This is a genomic window from Paenibacillus antibioticophila (assembly GCF_000455265.1).
In the GTDB taxonomy this organism is placed as follows: domain Bacteria; phylum Bacillota; class Bacilli; order Paenibacillales; family Paenibacillaceae; genus Fontibacillus; species Fontibacillus antibioticophila.
On sequence record NZ_HG005139.1, the window covers coordinates 2,070,335 to 2,088,444 of the forward strand.

Sequence of the window (18,110 nt, forward strand, 5' to 3'; positions counted from 1 at the left end):
GGTCGGGACGAAGGAAACGTACGTACTACTACCGTTACGTTACCTTACGTTCTCGCGCAGCTTTTTTTGGGGCTTACTAAACAGCGGCCCCTTCTCTTAATTTGTTACTTAATTAGCAATCTACACAGTTTGAGCAAATTTCTTCTGCTCGTATGCGGAGATCAGATCCTCATGCTGAAGAGTCAAGCCGATGTCATCCAGCCCTTGGAGCAGGAATTGGCGGCGGTGCTCGTCAAGATCAAAATCCAGATCCAGACCGTAATCGTCGGTCAGCTTCTTATTTTCCAGATCGACGTGCAACTGATAGCCTTCATGTGCAGCCGTACGCTGGAACAGCTCCTCCACCTGCTCTTCGGATAACTTAATCGGCAGAATTCCGTTCTTGAAGCAGTTGTTGTAGAAAATATCAGCGAACGACGGCGCAATTACTGAGCGGAAGCCATAGTCCAGAATCGCCCAAGGAGCGTGCTCCCGGGAAGAGCCGCAGCCGAAGTTCACGCGGGAGATCAGAACGGATGCTCCTTCATAACGCGGCTTGTTCAGCTCGAATTCCGGATTGACATTCCCCTCGGTATCAAAACGCCACTCTTAGAACAGGAATTGCCCAAAGCCTGTGCGTTCGATCCGCTTCAAAAACTGTTTAGGTATAATAGCGTCAGTATCCACGTTAACCCGGTCAACCGGACCGACGATGCCCGTCATTTTTTTAAATGCTTCCATAGTCCTTCTTCCTCTCTTTCGCTTAGCTTACGACTTCGCTCTTGATATTCCATTCGCGCACATCCACGAACCGTCCCTTGATCGCAGCAGCCGCAGCCATAGCCGGGGAGACGAGATGCGTTCTGCCGCCGCGTCCCTGGCGACCCTCGAAGTTCCGGTTGGAGGTTGACGCACAGCGTTGTCCAGGTTGGAGAACATCGGGATTCATCGCCAGACACATACTGCATCCTGCTTCACGCCATTCAAAGCCTGCTTCCTTAAATACTTGATCCAGACCTTCCTTCTCTGCCTGAATCTAGACGCGGCCAGAGCCGGGAACGACAATTGCCGTTACTTTATCCGATACCTTGTAGCCCTTGGCAACTGCCGCAGCTGCGCGCAGATCCTCGATCCGGCCGTTGGTGCGAGAACCGATAAATACATAATCGATCTCAATATTCGTCATCGGTGTTCCAGGCTCAAGCCCCATATATTCAAGTGCTTTCTCTGCAGCTTTACGTTCATTATCACTAGTAAAATCAGAAGGATTCGGCACGCGGTCCGTAATGCTTGTGCCCATGCCCGGGCTGGTTCCCCAGGTAACCTGCGGAATCAGAGAATCTACATCAAACAAGACTACACGGTCATACTCCGCACCTTCATCTGTCGTCAGCTGCTTCCACTGTTCAACAGCCTGTTCAAAGCTGTCTCCTTGAGGAACATGCTGCCGTCCGCGCAAATAATTAAAGGTCGTCTCGTCAGGCGCGATCAATCCTGCTCTTGCGCCCCCTTCGATCGACATGTTGCACACGGTCATGCGTTCTTCCATGGACAGCTCGGTGATCGCTTCACCGGTATACTCGATAACATATCCGGTAGCAAAGTCCGTACCATACTGTGCAATGACACCCAGAATCATATCCTTCGCAGTTACTCCAGGCTTACGCTTACCGACGAATCTCACTTCCAGTGTCTTGGCTTTCGCTTGCTGCAGACATTGCGTGGCAAGCACGTGTTCAACCTCGCTCGTTCCGATCCCGAAGGCGAGTGCGCCAAATGCGCCATGCGTGGAAGTATGGCTGTCTCCGCATACGATGGTCTTGCCCGGATGGGTCAAACCAAGCTCGGGCCCCATAACGTGAACTACGCCTTGGTCAATCGTATCGAGATCGTAAAGGGTTACGCCAAAATCCCGGCAGTTCTGCGACAAGGTGTCGATCTGCTGCTTGGAGATCGGATCTGAAATGTTGTAGCGGTCTTTGGTAGGAACGTTGTGGTCCATGGTCGCAAAGGTCAGCTCAGGACGGCGCACCTTGCGCCCGCTCAGGCGAAGTCCCTCAAAGGCTTGAGGAGATGTGACCTCGTGAACGAGATGCAAATCGATATACAAAATGCTCGGTTTGCCTTCCTCTTGATAGATTACGTGATTGTCCCAGATTTTTTCATACATCGTCTTTTTAGTAGTCATATCATTCACCCCATACCGAAATTATCGGACATTGCTTATTGGAATAAATATATCACGCCTCATGTCATAGTTCCAAGATATAATAACTATAGCTTTGATAGGATTTCCCTATAAGAGGCGGTTCAGGGCATCATCAAGGAACTGGCAGTATACCGTGACAGATTGGGTAGCTCAGGATTCTCCACGGGCCATACAAGAAATGTATGGCGAAAATAAGAACGTATTAAAGAATGTGCTTCCAATCACAAAACCTCTGTGAAAAAAATCATATGCTCATTTCAGAATTCCAATGCGTTAAGAGGTGCTGCGAACGATGAAGAAATACGCGAAGCCCGCTTTCTTAATTATATCTTGCATGATTGTTGTTTTCGCCGTTTGGAATTCCTCATCCCCCATTGAGCAGGAATCAACGGCTGAGGAGCCGGAGATTCAGCACATGAATCAGCCGCCGGTCGAACCGGTGATTCAACGCGAAGGCAATATCGTCAATATTGAAATGACCGCCCAGGTCACGGATGTGGAAATATCGGAAGGCGTATTCTACAATGCCTGGACCTTTAACGGAACCGTGCCCGGTCCCGTCATCCGGGTGAAAGAAGGCGACACGCTCAACTTTACATTGAAAAACATGGACCCGGACATGCCGCACTCCATGGATTTTCACGCCGTCCATGCCGCGCCGAGCAAAAAGTTTATCGACGTTATGCCGACGGAACAGGGCACCTTCACCTATCCGGCATCAACGCCCGGCGTATTTATGTATCATTGCGGCACGAGTCCTATTCTACTGCATGTATCCAACGGGATGTACGGCACAATTATCGTAGAGCCCAGCAACGGATACCCCTCTGATTCCGTGGTGGACCGGGAATATATCATCGTCCAGAGCGAATGGTACAGAGAACACGACGAGGATGCCTTTCTTGATGAAAATCCCGAATATGTCGTATTCAACGGTGACGATTTTACTTTGAAGGAACATCCGCTGCTCGCTAAAGTCGGAGATACGGTTCGTCTTTATGTTACGAATGTCGGGCCGAACGAAGTCTCTTCCTTCCATGTCGTCGGCACGACAATGGATCAGGTATACCTTGACGGGAATCCGAAAAACGTACTTTATGGCATGCAAACGGTCCTGATCCCTTCCGGCGGAGCGGCAGTCGTTGAGGTCACCTTGACCGAAGAAGGAGATTATCCGATTTTGACGCATCAGCTCAACGATGCTTCCAAGGGTGCAACCGCCATTTTAAGGGTAACAAAAGACGGCAAAGACAATCACGAGCCAGCCATGAATCATTAACTCAAAATAGAGGTGAGTTCAAATGGATAAGCAAAATGCCAAAATTGTTGAACTGGACGTAAGAGAACAGCTTCGCAACAAGCTTGAGCCCTTTCAGCTTATTATGGATACCGTGAAAACACTCGGTCAGGATGATATTTTCGTGCTGCACGCTACCTTTAAGCCAACACCGCTGCTCGGCTTTCTGAAGATGAAGGGATATGTCTCCAAGTGTGTACAGCAAGATAAAGAACACTGGATCACTACATTTGTTAACAAAAAGCACAAGCAGTGGCTGGAGGATTCTGATGATGGCACCGGCGCAAAGTCTGCGTCATCGAATCAGGAACGAAGCCGGAGTGCTTCAGATAGCGACGGTCCGAAAGTGATCGAGCTGGACAACCGCGGTCTGGAGCCGCCGCAGCCGATGGTACGAACGCTTGCCGCGCTTGGCCGCTCCCGTCCGGGAGATGTGGTTAAAATTCACAATGACCGTGTACCGGTATTTTTAATTGAAGAACTGAACACCTTGGGATGCTCCTTTACCGTGGAGGATCAGCCGGACGGATCGGCAAAAGTAACCATTACTAAAGCTTAGGGGGAAATTGCCGTGAATGCTTCGATATCCCGTCTCCCCTTCTTATTCATATTGACCGGAATCTTTGGCTTCATCCTGTTTCATGTTACATCGATCATGTCGCTAACCGGCTGGATTGGCGAGGGAATTCGCGGACCGACTGGATGGTTCCATGTTCATCTGTTTGTGCTTGGATGGGCGACGATGCTGGCCATGGGGGCGATTTATCAGCTGATCAATGTGATCCTGCAGTCAAAGATCTACAGCGAGCGGCTTGGCTACGCCCACTATTTCCTGTTTACATTCGGGCTGTTCGGCCTCCTGTTTGGCTTCATTCAAGGGGAAATCGCATGGATCGCCGGGTTTGCCACTCTCGCCTTCGCTGGCATCGTTGCCTTTGTGTGGAATATGGCGATGACGCTGCTGCATGCGGGCAAGTGGGATCCCATTACGATCAGCACCGCATGCGCCGTGTTCTATCTGTTGCTGACCGGGATTAGCGGCATGTCCATGGGCATCGACTTTGGCACCGGATTTTTGGGCGAGGCGCATGAAAATTTTTTCCGGGCTCATATCTTCCTCGGAACATTGGGATGGTTCGGCTTGCTGATTACCGGATTCAGTTACAAATTGCTGCCCATGTTTTATCTGTCCCATGATTATGATACGCGTCTGCAGTATGTCACTTTGATCTTGTGGAATGCCGGCGTGCTTACTGGAGCGGTCTCTCTCCTGTTCGGCACGAGTCTATGGGTAACCTGCGGCGCCCTGGCGCTCATCGTGCTCGCATTGATCAGCTACAATATTCATCTCCTGCAAATCCGGAGCAAGCGGCATAAGCGAACGCCCGGTGCAGGCATTGCCTGGACCATCTATGGAAATCAATTGTTTGCTGTATTTGCCCTGGCCCTGCTGATCAAATTGCTCGGATCGCCGGAGCAGCTGATGACGACCAAAATGATGCTGATAATCGGCTGGTTTTATTTGAACTGCTGGGTATCCTTTATGGTCCTGTGCTATGCTTCCAAAATCGTGCCGTTCCTGTGGTGGACCCATAAATATGGTAAATTGGTCGGCAAACCGGGAACTCCGGTCATGGCCGATCTCTTGAACGACCGGAAAGCAAATCTGGGTTTGATACTGATTGCCTGCTCGAATCTGGCCGTGCTTGCCGGAATCGCATTGGATTCGCCGGTTATGATCGCGGTCAGCGGCACGATTTTCTCGCTGGTGTCGCTAGCGTATATATCGTTAATTGCCCTTGTCTTTTCTAGATAATCGTTAATCCTATTGGAGGTTGATTTACATGGATCGCACACAGTTTATTCGTGAGTTGCTGAAGGATGTATACGACCCTGAGCTTGGCGTAAATATCGTCGATCTGGGACTCGTATTCGATATCCGGGATCAAGGAGATTCTGTCTACGTCCAAATGACTCTAACGACGCCAGGGTGTCCGATGCACGACACCATTGTCGGCGGCGTACGGCGTGTGCTGGAGGATAACCTCGGTATTTCCGAGGTGGAGGTGGAGCTCGTCTGGGAGCCGCGCTGGTCACCGCATATGATGTCCGAGGACGCCAAGCGTGAACTGGGCTTCTGAAGAGGTTGTTCAAAAAGTCAGCTTTTGATCACGAAGGTAATACAGAAGCATATTCGGCATCGAATCTTGAATTCAGTCGGGCTTTCCGGTGCTCACGTAGGTTTTGCCTACGCTCCGCTCCTCAAACCCGACTTCATCCAACCTTCTCGGTGCTGAAAATCTGACTTTTTAAACTCGCATTTGAACAGGAAAAAAGCGTGAGTGATGAAGGAATCGAGCCTTCGTTACTCACGCTTTTCGATATATTCATTTACTTCACAATAAACTTGCCAGTCATGTTCTCATGATTTTTCCCGCAGGAAATGTTGCAGGAAAAATCGAATTCCCCCGCTTTATCCGCCACAAAGGTGATGGTCTTTCCGCCACGGACTTCCTTGTTGTAGCCCTTGATCTTCAGGGAATGCATCCCCTGCTCATTTTTGAGCGTGATCTTGACGGTATCGCCCTGCTTTACTTTAATTTCTTGTATATCGTAACCGCTGCTTCGGGCATGGACGGTAAATTCTTTAATCGGACCTCCGCTCAGGCTAACGCCTGCGGCAGGTTCCTCGATTTTTCCGCATGCGGATAACATCAGTACTGCGGCCAATGCAAGGCACCACATCCATGTGCTTCTCAGCTGCGCCATAAGCCTGCTCCTCCTTCTGTGACTGTATTACATTTATTCTAGAATGAGGAGGAATCAAGCATCGTGATTCCAGTCACAAAGGTATAAACCGGGACTATGGCTTCCATTTATGTCCGCAATCCCTGCAGCGGTTCACTCTCGGCATCATAAAGCTGAACATTGAAATAACAATGACGATAAAACCGGCAATGAGGAGCGGCCAGTAAATCATCAATCCTATCCACAACAGAACTCCGCCCAATCCGAAAAATAACAGGAAATAGAATCTTTTGCCCCGAGTAATTACATTCTTAGATTTACAGGAAGGGCATGTCTGCCAAGCATCAACCATTCTCTTCTCTCCTCAAGCCTATAACTGGATATATTTCGCATAAACTTATTAGTTCTTAGTATAAATACCCATGATATGGTTTTTCGGGATAGGCCCGATCACCCGGCTGTCACTGCTATGATTGCGGTTATCGCCCAGGACGAAAATGTGGTCCTCCGGAATCTCCCAGCTCTGATCCACACCCGTATCTACCATCTGTTCCTTAATATAAGGCTCGACGAGCTGTTCTCCATTACGATATACGGTCCCGTCCTTGATCTCAATCCGGTCACCCTCAAGGCCAATCACACGCTTGACGTAAAAGATCTCATTCTCCGAGGTTCCCGATATAATCCGGATCAGCGGATGCTCCTTCAGATCATCCAACAGTGTCCGATTGCGGTCCACCCGGCTGTCGATGATAACCACGTCTTCGTAGTCAGGCAACTGATCCAGCGTATGGCGGATCTTCCATGCATATATGCGCTGATTATCATTTAACGTCGGCTCCATGGAATGTCCATCTACTTTGTAAGGTTGAATAACAAAAATCCCGATGATGAGACTGAGCAGGAAGCCAATTCCAACGGCTACTCCCCAGCCCTGAATTTCTTTCCATATTTTCATTAAAATAATTCCCTCCATATAAAGCTTATGTCTTAACCGCCCAATTCTTCTAGCCGCATACATCTATTATACATAGAACAAGCAGTCAATCACAAACATGTTCTGTCCGGCTCTAATTCATGATACTATCCTATATAGGACAAACTGTTAATAGGAAAAGCCTATCATTCAAATTTAAAGCAAAAGATCGGAGGCATGGTTCCGTGGAATTAAGACAACTTCAATATACGCTTCAGATTGCCGAGGAACGCAATTTTTCCCGAGCGGCCGAGAAGCTCCATATCGCCCAGCCCTCCTTAAGCCAGCAGCTTTCGAAGCTGGAGCAAGAGCTTGGGGTCAAGCTGTTTCAGCGGAATACCAGTACGGTTGAGCTGACTTATGCTGGAGCAAGCTTTATTGAGCATGCCAGAAAAATCATGGATGCCGTTGAGCAGCTTCGTCAGGAAATGGACGATATATCCCAGCTTCGGGCTGGTCGTGTCGTGGTGGGAAGCATGCCGATTACAGGCTCGCACCTGCTGCCCTACGTTTTGCCTGCCTTCAAGGAGTCTTATCCGGATATTCAGGTTACGTTGCTGGAAGACACCTCATTGAATTTGGAGAAGCTGACTGCCGGCGGCGGGACAGATCTTAGCCTGCTCTCTCTGCCGTTGATAGAATCCTCACTGGATTACGAGCCAATCGGTGAAGAAATGATTGATCTCGCCGTTCCTCCGCACCATGCGCTGGCCTCGAGCTCATACAGCACGGAGGGTGTGTCCTTGTCGGCCTTAAAGAATGATCCATTCATTGTGCTGAAAAAGGGACAGGGCTTCCGCAAGCTGAGCATTGATCTGTGTCATGAGGCCGGATTTGAGCCCAATATTGTATTCGAAAGCAACAATATTGAGACGGTTCAATCGCTCGTAGCCGCGGGGATGGGAGTTACGCTTGTTCCCCGCTTTATCGCGCGCGCCAAGCGAAGCGAGCTGATTCCGGTCTATCTGCCGCTATCCGGACAGCCCAGCCGGACACTGGTGATCGCCTTTCGCCGCGGGCGCTATCTGTCCAAGGCTGCGGAAGCATTCATCGACACGTTCAAATCCATACTGGCCCAGCGAAATCAGTCATAATATTGCGGCTGCCGGTCGCTGAATACCGGGATACTGCTCCTTACCTCATGGACAAGCTGGTGATCAATCCTTCCGCTAACAATCTGTTCTCCCTCCCCGCCTTCTGCGGTAATATCCCCCCACGGATCAATAATCATCGAATGTCCGCTGAAGGATTGGGAGCCTGAGTCACCGACCCGGTTGCAGGCCACCACGTACATTTGATTCTCGATAGCCCGGGCAATCAGAAGCGACCGCCAATGGTTCAGCCGGGGATGCGGCCACTGAGCCGGGACAAACATGGCGTGGACGCCTCGCAGTGCAAGCGCGCGCGACAACTCCGGAAAGCGGATGTCGTAGCAGATTGCCCCGCCGCAGGAGAGGCCCTCCAGCTCGAAACGCCCTATGGCCTTGCCATGCTCCAGATATTTCTCCTCTTCCATCAGGCGAAAGAGATGGATTTTCGAGTAGGAGGCAATCTCCTCTCCCCTGCGGTTATATACATACATCGTATTATACAGCTTCCCGTTCCTTAGCTCTGCGATTGATCCCGCCACAATCTGAACTTGATACCGGGCAGCCAGCTCCGACATTCTCCGGCGGATTCCGGGCATTTCATCCCGTTCCGCAAGGGCTCTCAGCCGATCCATCGCATATCCTGTATTCCACATTTCGGGGAGGACGATGATATCCGGCTTCTCTGGCGCTTCAGCCGCTGATTGAAGCATTTCCGTTAATCTCCGTTCATTTACCGCAGGCTCGCCAAGCACGATATCACACTGGATCAGACTAATTCGCCGGTGGCTCATTCGCTTATCCACAGCTCTTACCCCCTCACGTTCCTTTTCTATATCTTAGCTGGATAAACTTCCGACAAGCAAGAGAAAACGGCCGTACTTACCATTGTTTTCGGATTTATGCTTTGCATTGACTAATCCTGCATGGTATTCTATCAGTAATTCATTTAAGGTTAAGCGAAATGACTATATGCAAGCAAACGTAATGACGGGACCAGTAGAAGCCCGACAGCGGCCCCAGAGAGCAGATTCCGTTGGCTGTGAGAATCCGCATACCGCTAAGCTTTGAACCCTATCCCTGAACGGCCGTTGTAACAAGACGGACAGTGCCCCTGTTATCGGGCTAACCAAGTCGGATGAGTTCTCTCATCAATAAAGGTGGTACCGCGGAAGCTAAACTTTCGTCCTTTGCATGCCAAAGGCGGAGGTTTTTTTGTTTTATCAGAAATCGGTTTGTGTCCTGAAGGAGTGGTCTTCATGCAACATCGTATTGTAATCAAAATCGGAAGCAGCTCGCTCACAACGGCGGAGGGCGGCTTGAACCGGGAGGCAGTAAGCTTCTTTGCTTCCGAGCTTGCCGGTCTAAGGGCAACCGGATACCAGATCGCGCTCGTCTCCTCCGGTGCGGTTGCTGCCGGATTCCGGGAGATCGGGTACCGGGAGCGGCCCAAGTTGCTTCATGAGAAGCAGGCCGCAGCCGCTGTAGGCCAAGCCTTGCTGATGCAAGCCTACCGTGAAGCGCTGGCTCAGCATGGTATCTCTGCCGCCCAGGTGCTGCTTACCCGTTCAGATTTTCAGAACCGGAAGCGGATGGGCAACGCCAGCATGGCGCTTGAGGAACTGCTTGGCCGCGGCGTTCTTCCTATCATTAACGAGAACGATACCGTATCGGTGGATGAGCTGAAGTTCGGAGATAACGATACCTTAAGCGCCCTCGTCGGCAATTTGATCAAAGCGGATCAGTTGCTGATTCTTACAGATATGGACGGATTATACACGAAAGACCCGCGACATGATCCTAATGCCGAACGGATCGCCAGAGTCACCGAAATTACCGAAGAGATCATGGGTGTTGCCGGAGGCGCAGGCTCCTCTGTAGGCACCGGCGGAATGCGCTCCAAGATCGAAGCTGCCAAGATTGCTTCCCGCGGGGGTGTGGACGTCTTTGTCGGCAAGGCTGATACGGCTGGCGACTTGCTTGCTGGCGCCCAAGGCCGTGGACGCGGGACCTATTTTGACACCCGCAATGCCGCCTTGCCGCGTAAGAAGCAATGGCTCGGGTTCCTGTCTACTCCCCTGGGCAGCCTAACCGTCGATGATGGTGCCGAAGAAGCAATTATTCTTCATGGACGCAGTCTCCTGCCTGTGGGCATTCGCTCCGTACATGGACATTTTCAGACCGGTGATGTGGTTGAAGTACAGAATCGGAGAGGCGAAGTGCTTGGACGAGGGATTGTCAACTATGATTCCGATCAGGTTCAGCAAATTATGGGCCTGCCAAGCAGTGAGGTTATGAAGCAGCTTAACGATGTACACAGGCTTGAAGTTATTCATCGGGATGAATGGATCTCCCTGAAGCCATAGCAGGTAAATTTATCATGATTTATGCATATTAAATTTGAGGAGGTTTTTTCAATGAGCGAAGTACGAATGAAGGCTGGATTGGCGGGCCAAGCTGCCACAGCAATGGCGAAATTGACTACAGAGCAGAAAAATCAGGCATTATTAGCCGCGGCCGACGCCTTGCTGGCGAGAAGTGATGAGATTTTACGTGCGAACGAAGAAGATCTGGAGCGTGGGAGAGCAAACGGAACATCTGATTCCCTGCTGGATCGGTTGAAATTGACTCCTGAGCGCATCGGCGGCATTGCCGAAGGACTCCGGCAAATTGTGGAGCTTCCCGATCCGGTCGGAGATGTGCTGGAGACCATTGACCGTCCGAACGGACTTCATATCGTAAAACGCCGCGTTCCTCTCGGAGTGATCGGCATCATCTATGAAGCTCGGCCAAATGTAACCGTTGATGCCGCCGGGCTGTGCCTGAAGACCGGTAATGCCGTTGTTCTCCGCGGCGGTTCCTCCGCACTTTCCTCAAACCGGGCGATCGTCAAGGTGATTCACGAGGCACTTGCTGAAACCGCATTGCCTGTGGAGGCTATTCAGTTGATCGAGGACCCGGACCGCTCTTCGGTGGACGAAATGCTGAAGCTAAACGGATTGCTGGATGTCGTCATTCCGCGCGGAGGCAGCTCACTGATCCAGAATGTCGTTCAGAACGCTACCGTTCCGGTTATTGAGACAGGGGCCGGAATTTGCCATACTTATCTGGATGAGACAGCCCAGCCTGAGATGGCTGCTGCCATCGCGTTAAATGCCAAGGTACAGCGCCCATCTGTCTGCAATGCGATGGAGACGCTGCTGGTGCATGAGGCTTATGCCAAGGCTCACCTCTCCCGGCTTGCATCCCAATTCAAGGAAGCAGGCGTGGAACTGCGAGGGTGTGAACAGACCCGAGAGCTGATTCCTTGGGCATCCCCCGCAACGGACGAGGACTTTGCGACGGAGTACAATGATTATATTTTAAATGTAAAAATAGTTCATGAACTGAATGAAGCACTAGCTCATATCGCACGCTTCGGTACGAAGCATTCGGAGTGCATTGTGACGGAAAATGAGGAGCATGCGGCACGCTTCCAGCAAGAAATTGATGCTGCGGCCGTATATCATAATGCTTCGACCCGCTTCACAGATGGCTTTGAATTCGGATTCGGCGCTGAAATCGGCATTAGCACACAGAAGCTGCATGCCCGGGGACCCATGGGACTCCCTGCTCTCACTTCCAGCAAATATATTATCTATGGCAGCGGCCAGATCCGCAGCTAATATCAGGAGGAGATGAAGCATGAACGACAATCGGTTGCATGAAACTGAACAAATTTGCTTTTCCGGAGCAGGCTCCATGGCAGAGTCCATCGTTCGCGGATTGATTCATAAAGGAGTGGCTAAGCCTGCTCAGATTATTATGCATAATCGCAGCAACCTGGAAAGACTTGAATACTTGTCCGGTGAATACGGTGTTCGCACAGCTTCGCAGGATGCAGAGAAGGATAAGGATCTTCAGGAGGCTTCGGTCATCGTGCTCGCCATGAAGCCGAAGGATGCCGCAGAAGCATTAAGAGCGCTTGGCACGAAGCTAATCGGCAATCCGCTGATCGTCTCCGTCATCGCCGGCTTATCGATATCAACGATACAGGCGCTGCTAGGCAGAGCCCTGCCGATCGCGAGAACAATGCCCAATACCTCCTCCTCCATCGGACTCGGAGCCACCGGTATATCGCTCTCCTCCGAGGTCAACGCGAAACAGCGGCAAAATGTAATGAGCATGTTCGAGGCGGTAGGACAGGTCAGTGTGATTCCCGAAGCTCAAATGGACATATTGACGGGCGTGTCCGGCAGCGGACCTGCATACATTTATTACATGATGGAGGCCATGATTGCCGCAGGCATCGAAGGCGGATTGACCGCGGAGCACGCCCGTGAATTGACCGTACAGACCGTTCTTGGGGCTGCGGTCATGATGAATGAAACGGGCGAAGACCCCGCAAAGCTTCGGAAGGACATTACTTCCCCTAACGGCTCTACCCAGGCTGCGATCGAGGTGTTGGATGCCCACCATTTCACCGCTGGCGTGAAGGCGGCGGTTCATCGCTGTTCCGAGCGCTCCCGCGAGATGGGTGAAGCGGTGAAGGCCGCTTTGTCCTGATTTCTCTTTGACCAATGAAGCGATGAGCAAACGAAAAGAAGCTGATCTTCAATAGATTATTATCTACTGGAGACACAGCTTCTTTTATTACTCTATTCCTGCTCCGATTTTCTTCGCGACCGCAGGAACCAGATGACCGCAGCCAATCCGATGACCGCAATCAGTGCGTAGGCAATATATGAATACACATCCATAAATTCAACGATACTTTCCCAGTTTCCGCCGACTGCGGCGCCTACGGATACGAGAATCGTATTCCAGATAGCGGTTCCGATCGTCGTAAACAGCAGAGACAAGCCGAATTTCATCTTCGACATCCCGGCCGGGATCGAAATGAGACTGCGAATGAGCGGGATCATTCGGCAGAAGAGCACCGTCCAGTAGCCGTAACGGTCAAACCAGGCATCTGCGCGGCGAACGTCTTCTTTTTTTTAGACGAAGGTACTTGCCATACTTGCCAATCCACTGCTCGAGCCGATCCACATTAACCAGATAACCGACACCGTACAAAATAATAGCGCCGATAATCGAGCCAATTGTTGCCACCACAATTACACCGAACACGGTCAAGTTGGTGTAAGTGGTCATAAATCCGCCAAATGTCAAAATAACCTCGGACGGAATCGGGGGAAACACATTTTCAACTGCGATTAAGAGCAGAATTCCCCAATAGCCAAATTGCTCCATCATGTTCGTAATCCAGTTCTCCACTTGCTCCTCCAATGTTTATATAATTTAGTATCAGAAACATTATAACAGACTAAGAGGTTCACTTTCTATCAGGCTAGACAAGTTAAACTAATGAACCTACGCAGGGGGCAAATTGTGAAGTGTTCTTACGAACGCTGACGCTTCTATGCTTCCGAAGCAGCTTTCTTACAGAAAGCTTTTAACATTTCACACTTATGCTTTTTTCGTAGCTTCGTAAGTTCAACTTACATCGCCCGGTCGGAGCGTGTCCGGTTCATCAGCATAATTCCCCCGCCGATCAACATCACGGCAATCAATACCGGACGCAAATATTGGGACAGTACGTATTGAATATGAAGATCCGGGAGTATGCGATCGATCATAGGGACAACAAACTCGGTTCCTACATAATATACGCCCAGTAAGACGAGAATCACACCCAGCCAGTGCTGACTCATTCCCCGCCACTTAACCAGAGGGATGTCCTCCATCGGCAAAATACCATAGCGGCTCGTCTGCTGCAGTCCGTCAAAGAAGCTGAAACACCAAATGACCGGCAGCAAGAACAAAAATGCAGGAATACGCAGGACATCGATCAAATAGAAGCTGCCTATGAACAGTATCATCATTTGAAGCCCCCGCTTCTGCAGGCCCAGGTACATTTGTCCTGCCCCGGGAAAGGCCGATAATAGAGTTGCCAGCACCTTGCTGCGGCGGCCTTCGATCCGGCCGCTCTCCCATTCATCCAGCAAAGAGCGGTCCATTAACGGTTCCCCAGCCTGTTTGCGGTGGATAAGCTGTGCGGCATCAAACATGCAGTACAACCAAATAATCGGGATCAGGCCCAGGAAGAGCAGGAATACCGACTCATGCGTAATGCCTGTAATCACGACGGTCATCGTGATTAATCCGAAGAATAAAATTAGGAAATTCAAGCCGCGCTGCATCAATCCAAGCTGAAAGTGACCCAGTCCAGGAATAAAAGAGAGCAGCAACGTAAAGAACCGCTCCTGGCTTGCTTCCAGCGGCACCTGAAGAGCAGGATCACCATACATTCTCTGTTCCATCCGTCTCTCATCTCTAAGCATTACGATTATCAAATCCAACATTGAAATGCACCACAGAATGACTCCCATGATAAATGCGGCTAGAAAGAGCTCCCCATCATCAGCAATCATCGATATAACAGCGCCGAGAAACAAGCCGCCAAAGAAGAAAAACGGGTATAAAAATGCTCTGACTTTCCTTCCCCAATAGAAATATCCCAGTCCAGGAATCAAATTGAGCAGCAAAGCAAGCATCTTACTTCGTGGATAAGTCATTAACGTTCCTTCCCTTCATTTTTGAAATCATCCATCCAGGTCCCTGCACGCTCCATCCATTTACTGCTGATTGACTTGCCGGGATCTGAAGTCCCTATAGAGGCGCCGACACCGGACGTCATTTGATCAAAAAATCCACCGCCCAAAAGTAAGATTGTAGCCGCAGCTGCAATTCCATAGTTGATCCATTGCCGTCTTGAATCGGGATAAGTCCTTGTTGCTCCTTGCAAGCCTGCCTCCGGCAAGCATTGAAGGATCTCAGAGGCGAACCCAGCCTCATCACGGATTGACGGCAACTCCTCCTCCAATGACGTGAGTGCTTCAAAATACTTTGCAAACACGGCATCATCCCGTTCGAGCAAGTTCTCCAGCTTCATCATTAAGTCTGGTGATAGTTCACCGCGTATATATTTCTTCCACAGCTCATTCTCATGTTCAGCCGGATATGTCATTTCCAATCCTCCTCCTTCCAATGCTTGCGAAGCCAGGCTCTGGCCCGGTACAATCTTGATTCAATCGTCTTCGGCGCTTGGCCTAATTCAGCTGCGATGCTGTCATTGCTTTTTCCCTCCAGATAAAAAGAGGTCACCACTTGACGGTGTGCAGGCGGAAGGTCGGTAATTCGCTGCTTGAGCTCCATGCTGCGCTCCTTGCGGACCAGTCTCCGTACAAAATCCTCTTCCCGGTCCGGCAGACCGTCAGCAACCTGGGCAGGATCCCAGTGCTCCTCCTGCCTCCGGTGCTTCTTCCGCTTCATATCAATCGCCTTATTCACAGCAATCCGGCTCAGCCATGTCTTGAACCCGGAGGATCGATAGTCAGGGAGAGATTTGTATGCCTGGAGGAAGGTCTCCTGCGCTGCATCCTTGGCATCCTGCTCGTCGTGCAATACGGAATAGGCAGCTCGATAGACAAGCGGACTATACTCGCGTACAAAAGTCTCAAAGGCTTCGCGGTCTCTTTTTTTGAGCAGTCTGATAAATTGCTCTGATTCTTCTCCGATCTCTCTCCCCTCCCTCCACAATAATATAGACGTATGAAACAGGACTTCCCCCTGCATAAAATAAAAAAAACATTCCCCTCAGACCATTTCAGTCATGAACGGGAATGTTAGTGTTCAAAAAAGTCAGTTTTCAGCACCGAAAAGGTTGCGAAAATCCGAACAAGGAGGAACGGAGTGTAGGCATACCCTAACTCAAGAATTATCGTCCGCCTGTGCGGAAACGTTGAATATAGGCTTTCGCGTCCTCTGCGGTCCGTACCCGGTTGCGGTTCCACTCCAGCAGAATCCGGTCAATATATCGAAAATGAACCTTGCCAGCAAATACAGCTTCCTTCAAAGCAAGACGTATCAGTTCCTCAGGATAACGATCCTGATCAATCCAGCCGGAGATCGTCTCGCACTCCATTGGTGACAGAGGTCTGGCGAATTCCGTCTCAAATACGACGAACAGATTCCGTGCCTGCTCTTCCAGCTTGCGGTGCTCGGACTCTGCAGCAGGTGTTTCTCCGGAGACTGCTCGCCACTCCCGGGAATTCTCCTGCTCCGCAGCCATTGATTCAGCCAGCCGTTCATACATGCCGGACAGATTATAGCTCTCCGATTGGCGACCGGTCGCTTCATCGGTGAATTGATCGATACTGATCCAGCCTTCCTTCAACAGCTTGCGCACAGCCTTCGAGACTTCTCCAGCCTGAAGCTGCATGCGGTGCTCAAGCAGATCCATGGAAGGGAACTCATCCTGATCCACCTGCTTAAACGCCAGCAGTTGCAGCAGCAGCATTGCCTCTGTATCGCCGAGTCCAAGACTCCGGTATTGTGTCAGCAAAGGGTAAGGGATGTTCACCGTCCCTGACTTCATGGCAAAGGACACCCCTTTGGTCCAGGCCTTCCAGGCATCGTTCATCATCGGGTCACCCGCTTAAGGATACAGACGATACAGCGTCCGCGGGAACGGAATCGTCTCCCGTACGTGATCCAGCCCGCAGATCCATGCTACGGTCCGCTCAAGCCCAAGGCCAAATCCGGAATGAGGTACCGAGCCGTATTTCCGCAGGTCCATATACCATTGATAGGTTTCAGCTGACAAGCTGTGCTCTTTGAACCGTTCTTCCATCAGCTCCGGATCGTCGATCCGCTGGGAACCCCCGATAATCTCGCCATAACCTTCTGGCGCGATCATGTCGGCGCACAGAACAACCTCTGGACGATTCGGGTCCGGCTTCATATAGAAAGCCTTGATGCTGGCAGGATAATGAGTGATGAATACCGGCTTGTCATAGCGTTCTGCAATGGCGGTCTCATGCGGGGCACCAAAGTCTTCGCCCCAAGGAATATCGAAATCCTGACTGTTCAGGAACTCGATGGCTTCGTCATAAGTAATCCGCGGGAACGGAGCCTGAATTTGCTCCAGCTTGGACACATCGCGGCCGATGGCCTCCAGCTCAGTGCGGCAATTCTTCAGGACGGACTGCACGACATGAGAGATGAATTGCTCCTGAACCTTCAGGCTCTCTTCGTGATCCGTGAATGCCATCTCCGGCTCAATCATCCAGAATTCAATCAGGTGACGGCGGGTTTTTGACTTCTCCGCACGGAATGTCGGGCCGAAGGAGTAAACCTTACCCAGAGCCATTGCGGCAGCTTCCATATACAACTGGCCGCTCTGTGTGAGGTAAGCGTCCTCCTCGAAATATTTCGTATGGAACAGGTTCGTTGTGCCTTCCGCTGAGGTTGGTGTCAGGATCGGCGGATCGACCAGCGTAAATCCATTCTGATCAAAAAATTGCTGAACCGCACGAATAATCTCCGCACGGATCACCATAATTGCGCGCTGCTTGGAGGAACGCAGCCACAGATGGCGGTGATCCATCAGGAAGTCAACGCCATGCTCCTTCGGGGTGATCGGATAGTTATCGGTCAGATGAAGAATTTCCAGCTCTGTTACCGTCATCTCGTAACCGGACTGGCTGCGAGGCTCTTCGCGGATAATGCCGGTAACATACATGGAGGATTCCTGGGTTAAGCTCTTCGCATTGTTCCAGGTATCCTCGGACACCTCGCTCTTGACTACAACGGCCTGAATGTAGCCGGTCCCGTCCCGAAGCTGAAGGAACTGGATCTTCCCGCTTGAACGTTTATTGTTAAGCCAACTGCCGATTACGACGGTCTCTCCGACGTGCTCGTTAACCTGACGAATCACGGTTTTGTTCGCCATGACTGATCTCTCCTCTTAATACTGTTATCAGTGAAGAA

General features: G+C 50.7%; 16 protein-coding genes and 3 pseudogenes. 8 read left to right on the forward strand and 11 right to left on the reverse strand.

What is annotated here, in order from left to right:
- Positions 1-120: 120 nt before the first annotated feature.
- Positions 121-720 (reverse strand): annotated as a pseudogene (gene leuD, locus TX85_RS09455) (3-isopropylmalate dehydratase small subunit).
- A 22-nt stretch (positions 721-742) separates the two neighbouring features.
- Positions 743-2,167, reverse strand: a pseudogene (gene leuC / locus TX85_RS09460) (3-isopropylmalate dehydratase large subunit).
- A 355-nt stretch (positions 2,168-2,522) separates the two neighbouring features.
- Between leuC and TX85_RS09465 the strand changes: the two are divergent.
- Genes TX85_RS09465 through TX85_RS09480 form a run of 4 tightly spaced genes read left to right on the forward strand, consistent with a single transcriptional unit; the run spans position 2,523 to position 5,626 of the window.
- Positions 2,523-3,467 carry a multicopper oxidase domain-containing protein gene (locus TX85_RS09465; RefSeq protein WP_233500673.1) on the forward strand — a complete coding sequence of 315 codons (945 nt, stop codon included), beginning with the start codon at positions 2,523-2,525 and terminating at the stop codon, positions 3,465-3,467.
- Between the two features lie 22 nt (positions 3,468-3,489).
- Complete coding sequence (locus TX85_RS09470; RefSeq protein ID WP_044478864.1) at positions 3,490-4,044, forward strand: DUF2249 domain-containing protein; 555 nt, start codon at positions 3,490-3,492, stop codon at positions 4,042-4,044.
- A 12-nt stretch (positions 4,045-4,056) separates the two neighbouring features.
- Positions 4,057-5,301, forward strand: a complete 1,245-nt coding sequence (locus TX85_RS09475; RefSeq protein WP_233500674.1) for a hypothetical protein — start codon at positions 4,057-4,059, stop codon at positions 5,299-5,301.
- 28 nt (positions 5,302-5,329) lie between these two features.
- Positions 5,330-5,626 carry a metal-sulfur cluster assembly factor gene (locus tag TX85_RS09480; protein ID WP_044478865.1) on the forward strand — a complete coding sequence of 99 codons (297 nt, stop codon included), beginning with the start codon at positions 5,330-5,332 and terminating at the stop codon, positions 5,624-5,626.
- 250 nt (positions 5,627-5,876) lie between these two features.
- On the opposite strand, the gene TX85_RS09485 is transcribed toward TX85_RS09480, so the two are convergent.
- Positions 5,877-6,254, reverse strand: a complete 378-nt coding sequence (locus tag TX85_RS09485) for a cupredoxin domain-containing protein (protein ID WP_044478867.1) — start codon at positions 6,252-6,254, stop codon at positions 5,877-5,879.
- Between the two features lie 379 nt (positions 6,255-6,633).
- Positions 6,634-7,191: a signal peptidase I gene (gene lepB / locus TX85_RS09495; RefSeq protein WP_044478869.1), complete on the reverse strand. Its 558-nt coding sequence runs from the start codon at positions 7,189-7,191 to the stop codon at positions 6,634-6,636.
- A gap of 203 nt (positions 7,192-7,394) precedes the next feature.
- Here lepB and TX85_RS09500 point away from each other — a divergent pair, with 203 nt between their 5' ends.
- Positions 7,395-8,303: a LysR family transcriptional regulator gene (locus TX85_RS09500; RefSeq protein ID WP_044478870.1), complete on the forward strand. Its 909-nt coding sequence runs from the start codon at positions 7,395-7,397 to the stop codon at positions 8,301-8,303.
- On the opposite strand, the gene TX85_RS09505 is transcribed toward TX85_RS09500, so the two are convergent.
- Positions 8,294-9,091 (reverse strand): carbon-nitrogen family hydrolase, encoded by a 798-nt coding sequence (locus TX85_RS09505; protein ID WP_044479947.1) that lies wholly within the window; start codon positions 9,089-9,091, stop codon positions 8,294-8,296. The genes TX85_RS09500 and TX85_RS09505 overlap by 10 nt on opposite strands.
- A 465-nt stretch (positions 9,092-9,556) precedes the next feature.
- Here TX85_RS09505 and proB point away from each other — a divergent pair, with 465 nt between their 5' ends.
- The 3 genes from proB to proC are packed head-to-tail and all read left to right on the forward strand — an operon-like array spanning position 9,557 to position 12,842.
- The gene (proB, locus tag TX85_RS09510; protein WP_044478871.1) at positions 9,557-10,663 is read left to right on the forward strand and encodes a glutamate 5-kinase; all 1,107 of its coding nucleotides are present in this window, start codon (positions 9,557-9,559) and stop codon (positions 10,661-10,663) included.
- A gap of 51 nt (positions 10,664-10,714) precedes the next feature.
- On the forward strand, positions 10,715-11,962 hold the full coding sequence (locus TX85_RS09515; protein ID WP_044478872.1) for a glutamate-5-semialdehyde dehydrogenase: 1,248 nt from the start codon (positions 10,715-10,717) through the stop codon (positions 11,960-11,962).
- 19 nt (positions 11,963-11,981) lie between these two features.
- A complete protein-coding gene (gene proC, locus TX85_RS09520) occupies positions 11,982-12,842 on the forward strand; it encodes a pyrroline-5-carboxylate reductase (RefSeq protein WP_044478873.1) in 861 nt (286 codons plus the stop codon).
- Positions 12,843-12,934: 92 nt separating this feature from the next.
- Here proC and TX85_RS09525 read toward each other — a convergent pair.
- The 6 genes and pseudogenes from TX85_RS09525 to asnS all read right to left on the reverse strand — a co-directional run bounded on the left by TX85_RS09525 (position 12,935) and on the right by asnS (position 18,072).
- Positions 12,935-13,553: pseudogene (locus tag TX85_RS09525) on the reverse strand (DedA family protein).
- Positions 13,554-13,777: 224 nt separating this feature from the next.
- Complete coding sequence (locus TX85_RS09530) at positions 13,778-14,854, reverse strand: hypothetical protein (RefSeq protein ID WP_044478874.1); 1,077 nt, start codon at positions 14,852-14,854, stop codon at positions 13,778-13,780.
- Positions 14,854-15,306, reverse strand: a complete 453-nt coding sequence (locus TX85_RS09535; RefSeq protein ID WP_044478876.1) for a hypothetical protein — start codon at positions 15,304-15,306, stop codon at positions 14,854-14,856. The genes TX85_RS09530 and TX85_RS09535 overlap by 1 nt, the downstream gene beginning before the upstream one ends.
- Positions 15,303-15,878, reverse strand: coding sequence for an RNA polymerase sigma factor (locus tag TX85_RS09540; protein WP_233500675.1), 576 nt, complete (start codon positions 15,876-15,878; stop codon positions 15,303-15,305). The genes TX85_RS09535 and TX85_RS09540 overlap by 4 nt, the downstream gene beginning before the upstream one ends.
- Before the next feature lie 178 nt (positions 15,879-16,056).
- Positions 16,057-16,764 carry a DnaD domain-containing protein gene (locus tag TX85_RS09545; RefSeq protein WP_044478877.1) on the reverse strand — a complete coding sequence of 236 codons (708 nt, stop codon included), beginning with the start codon at positions 16,762-16,764 and terminating at the stop codon, positions 16,057-16,059.
- 12 nt (positions 16,765-16,776) lie between these two features.
- Positions 16,777-18,072 (reverse strand): asparagine--tRNA ligase, encoded by a 1,296-nt coding sequence (gene asnS, locus TX85_RS09550; protein ID WP_044478878.1) that lies wholly within the window; start codon positions 18,070-18,072, stop codon positions 16,777-16,779.
- Positions 18,073-18,110 lie beyond the last annotated feature (38 nt).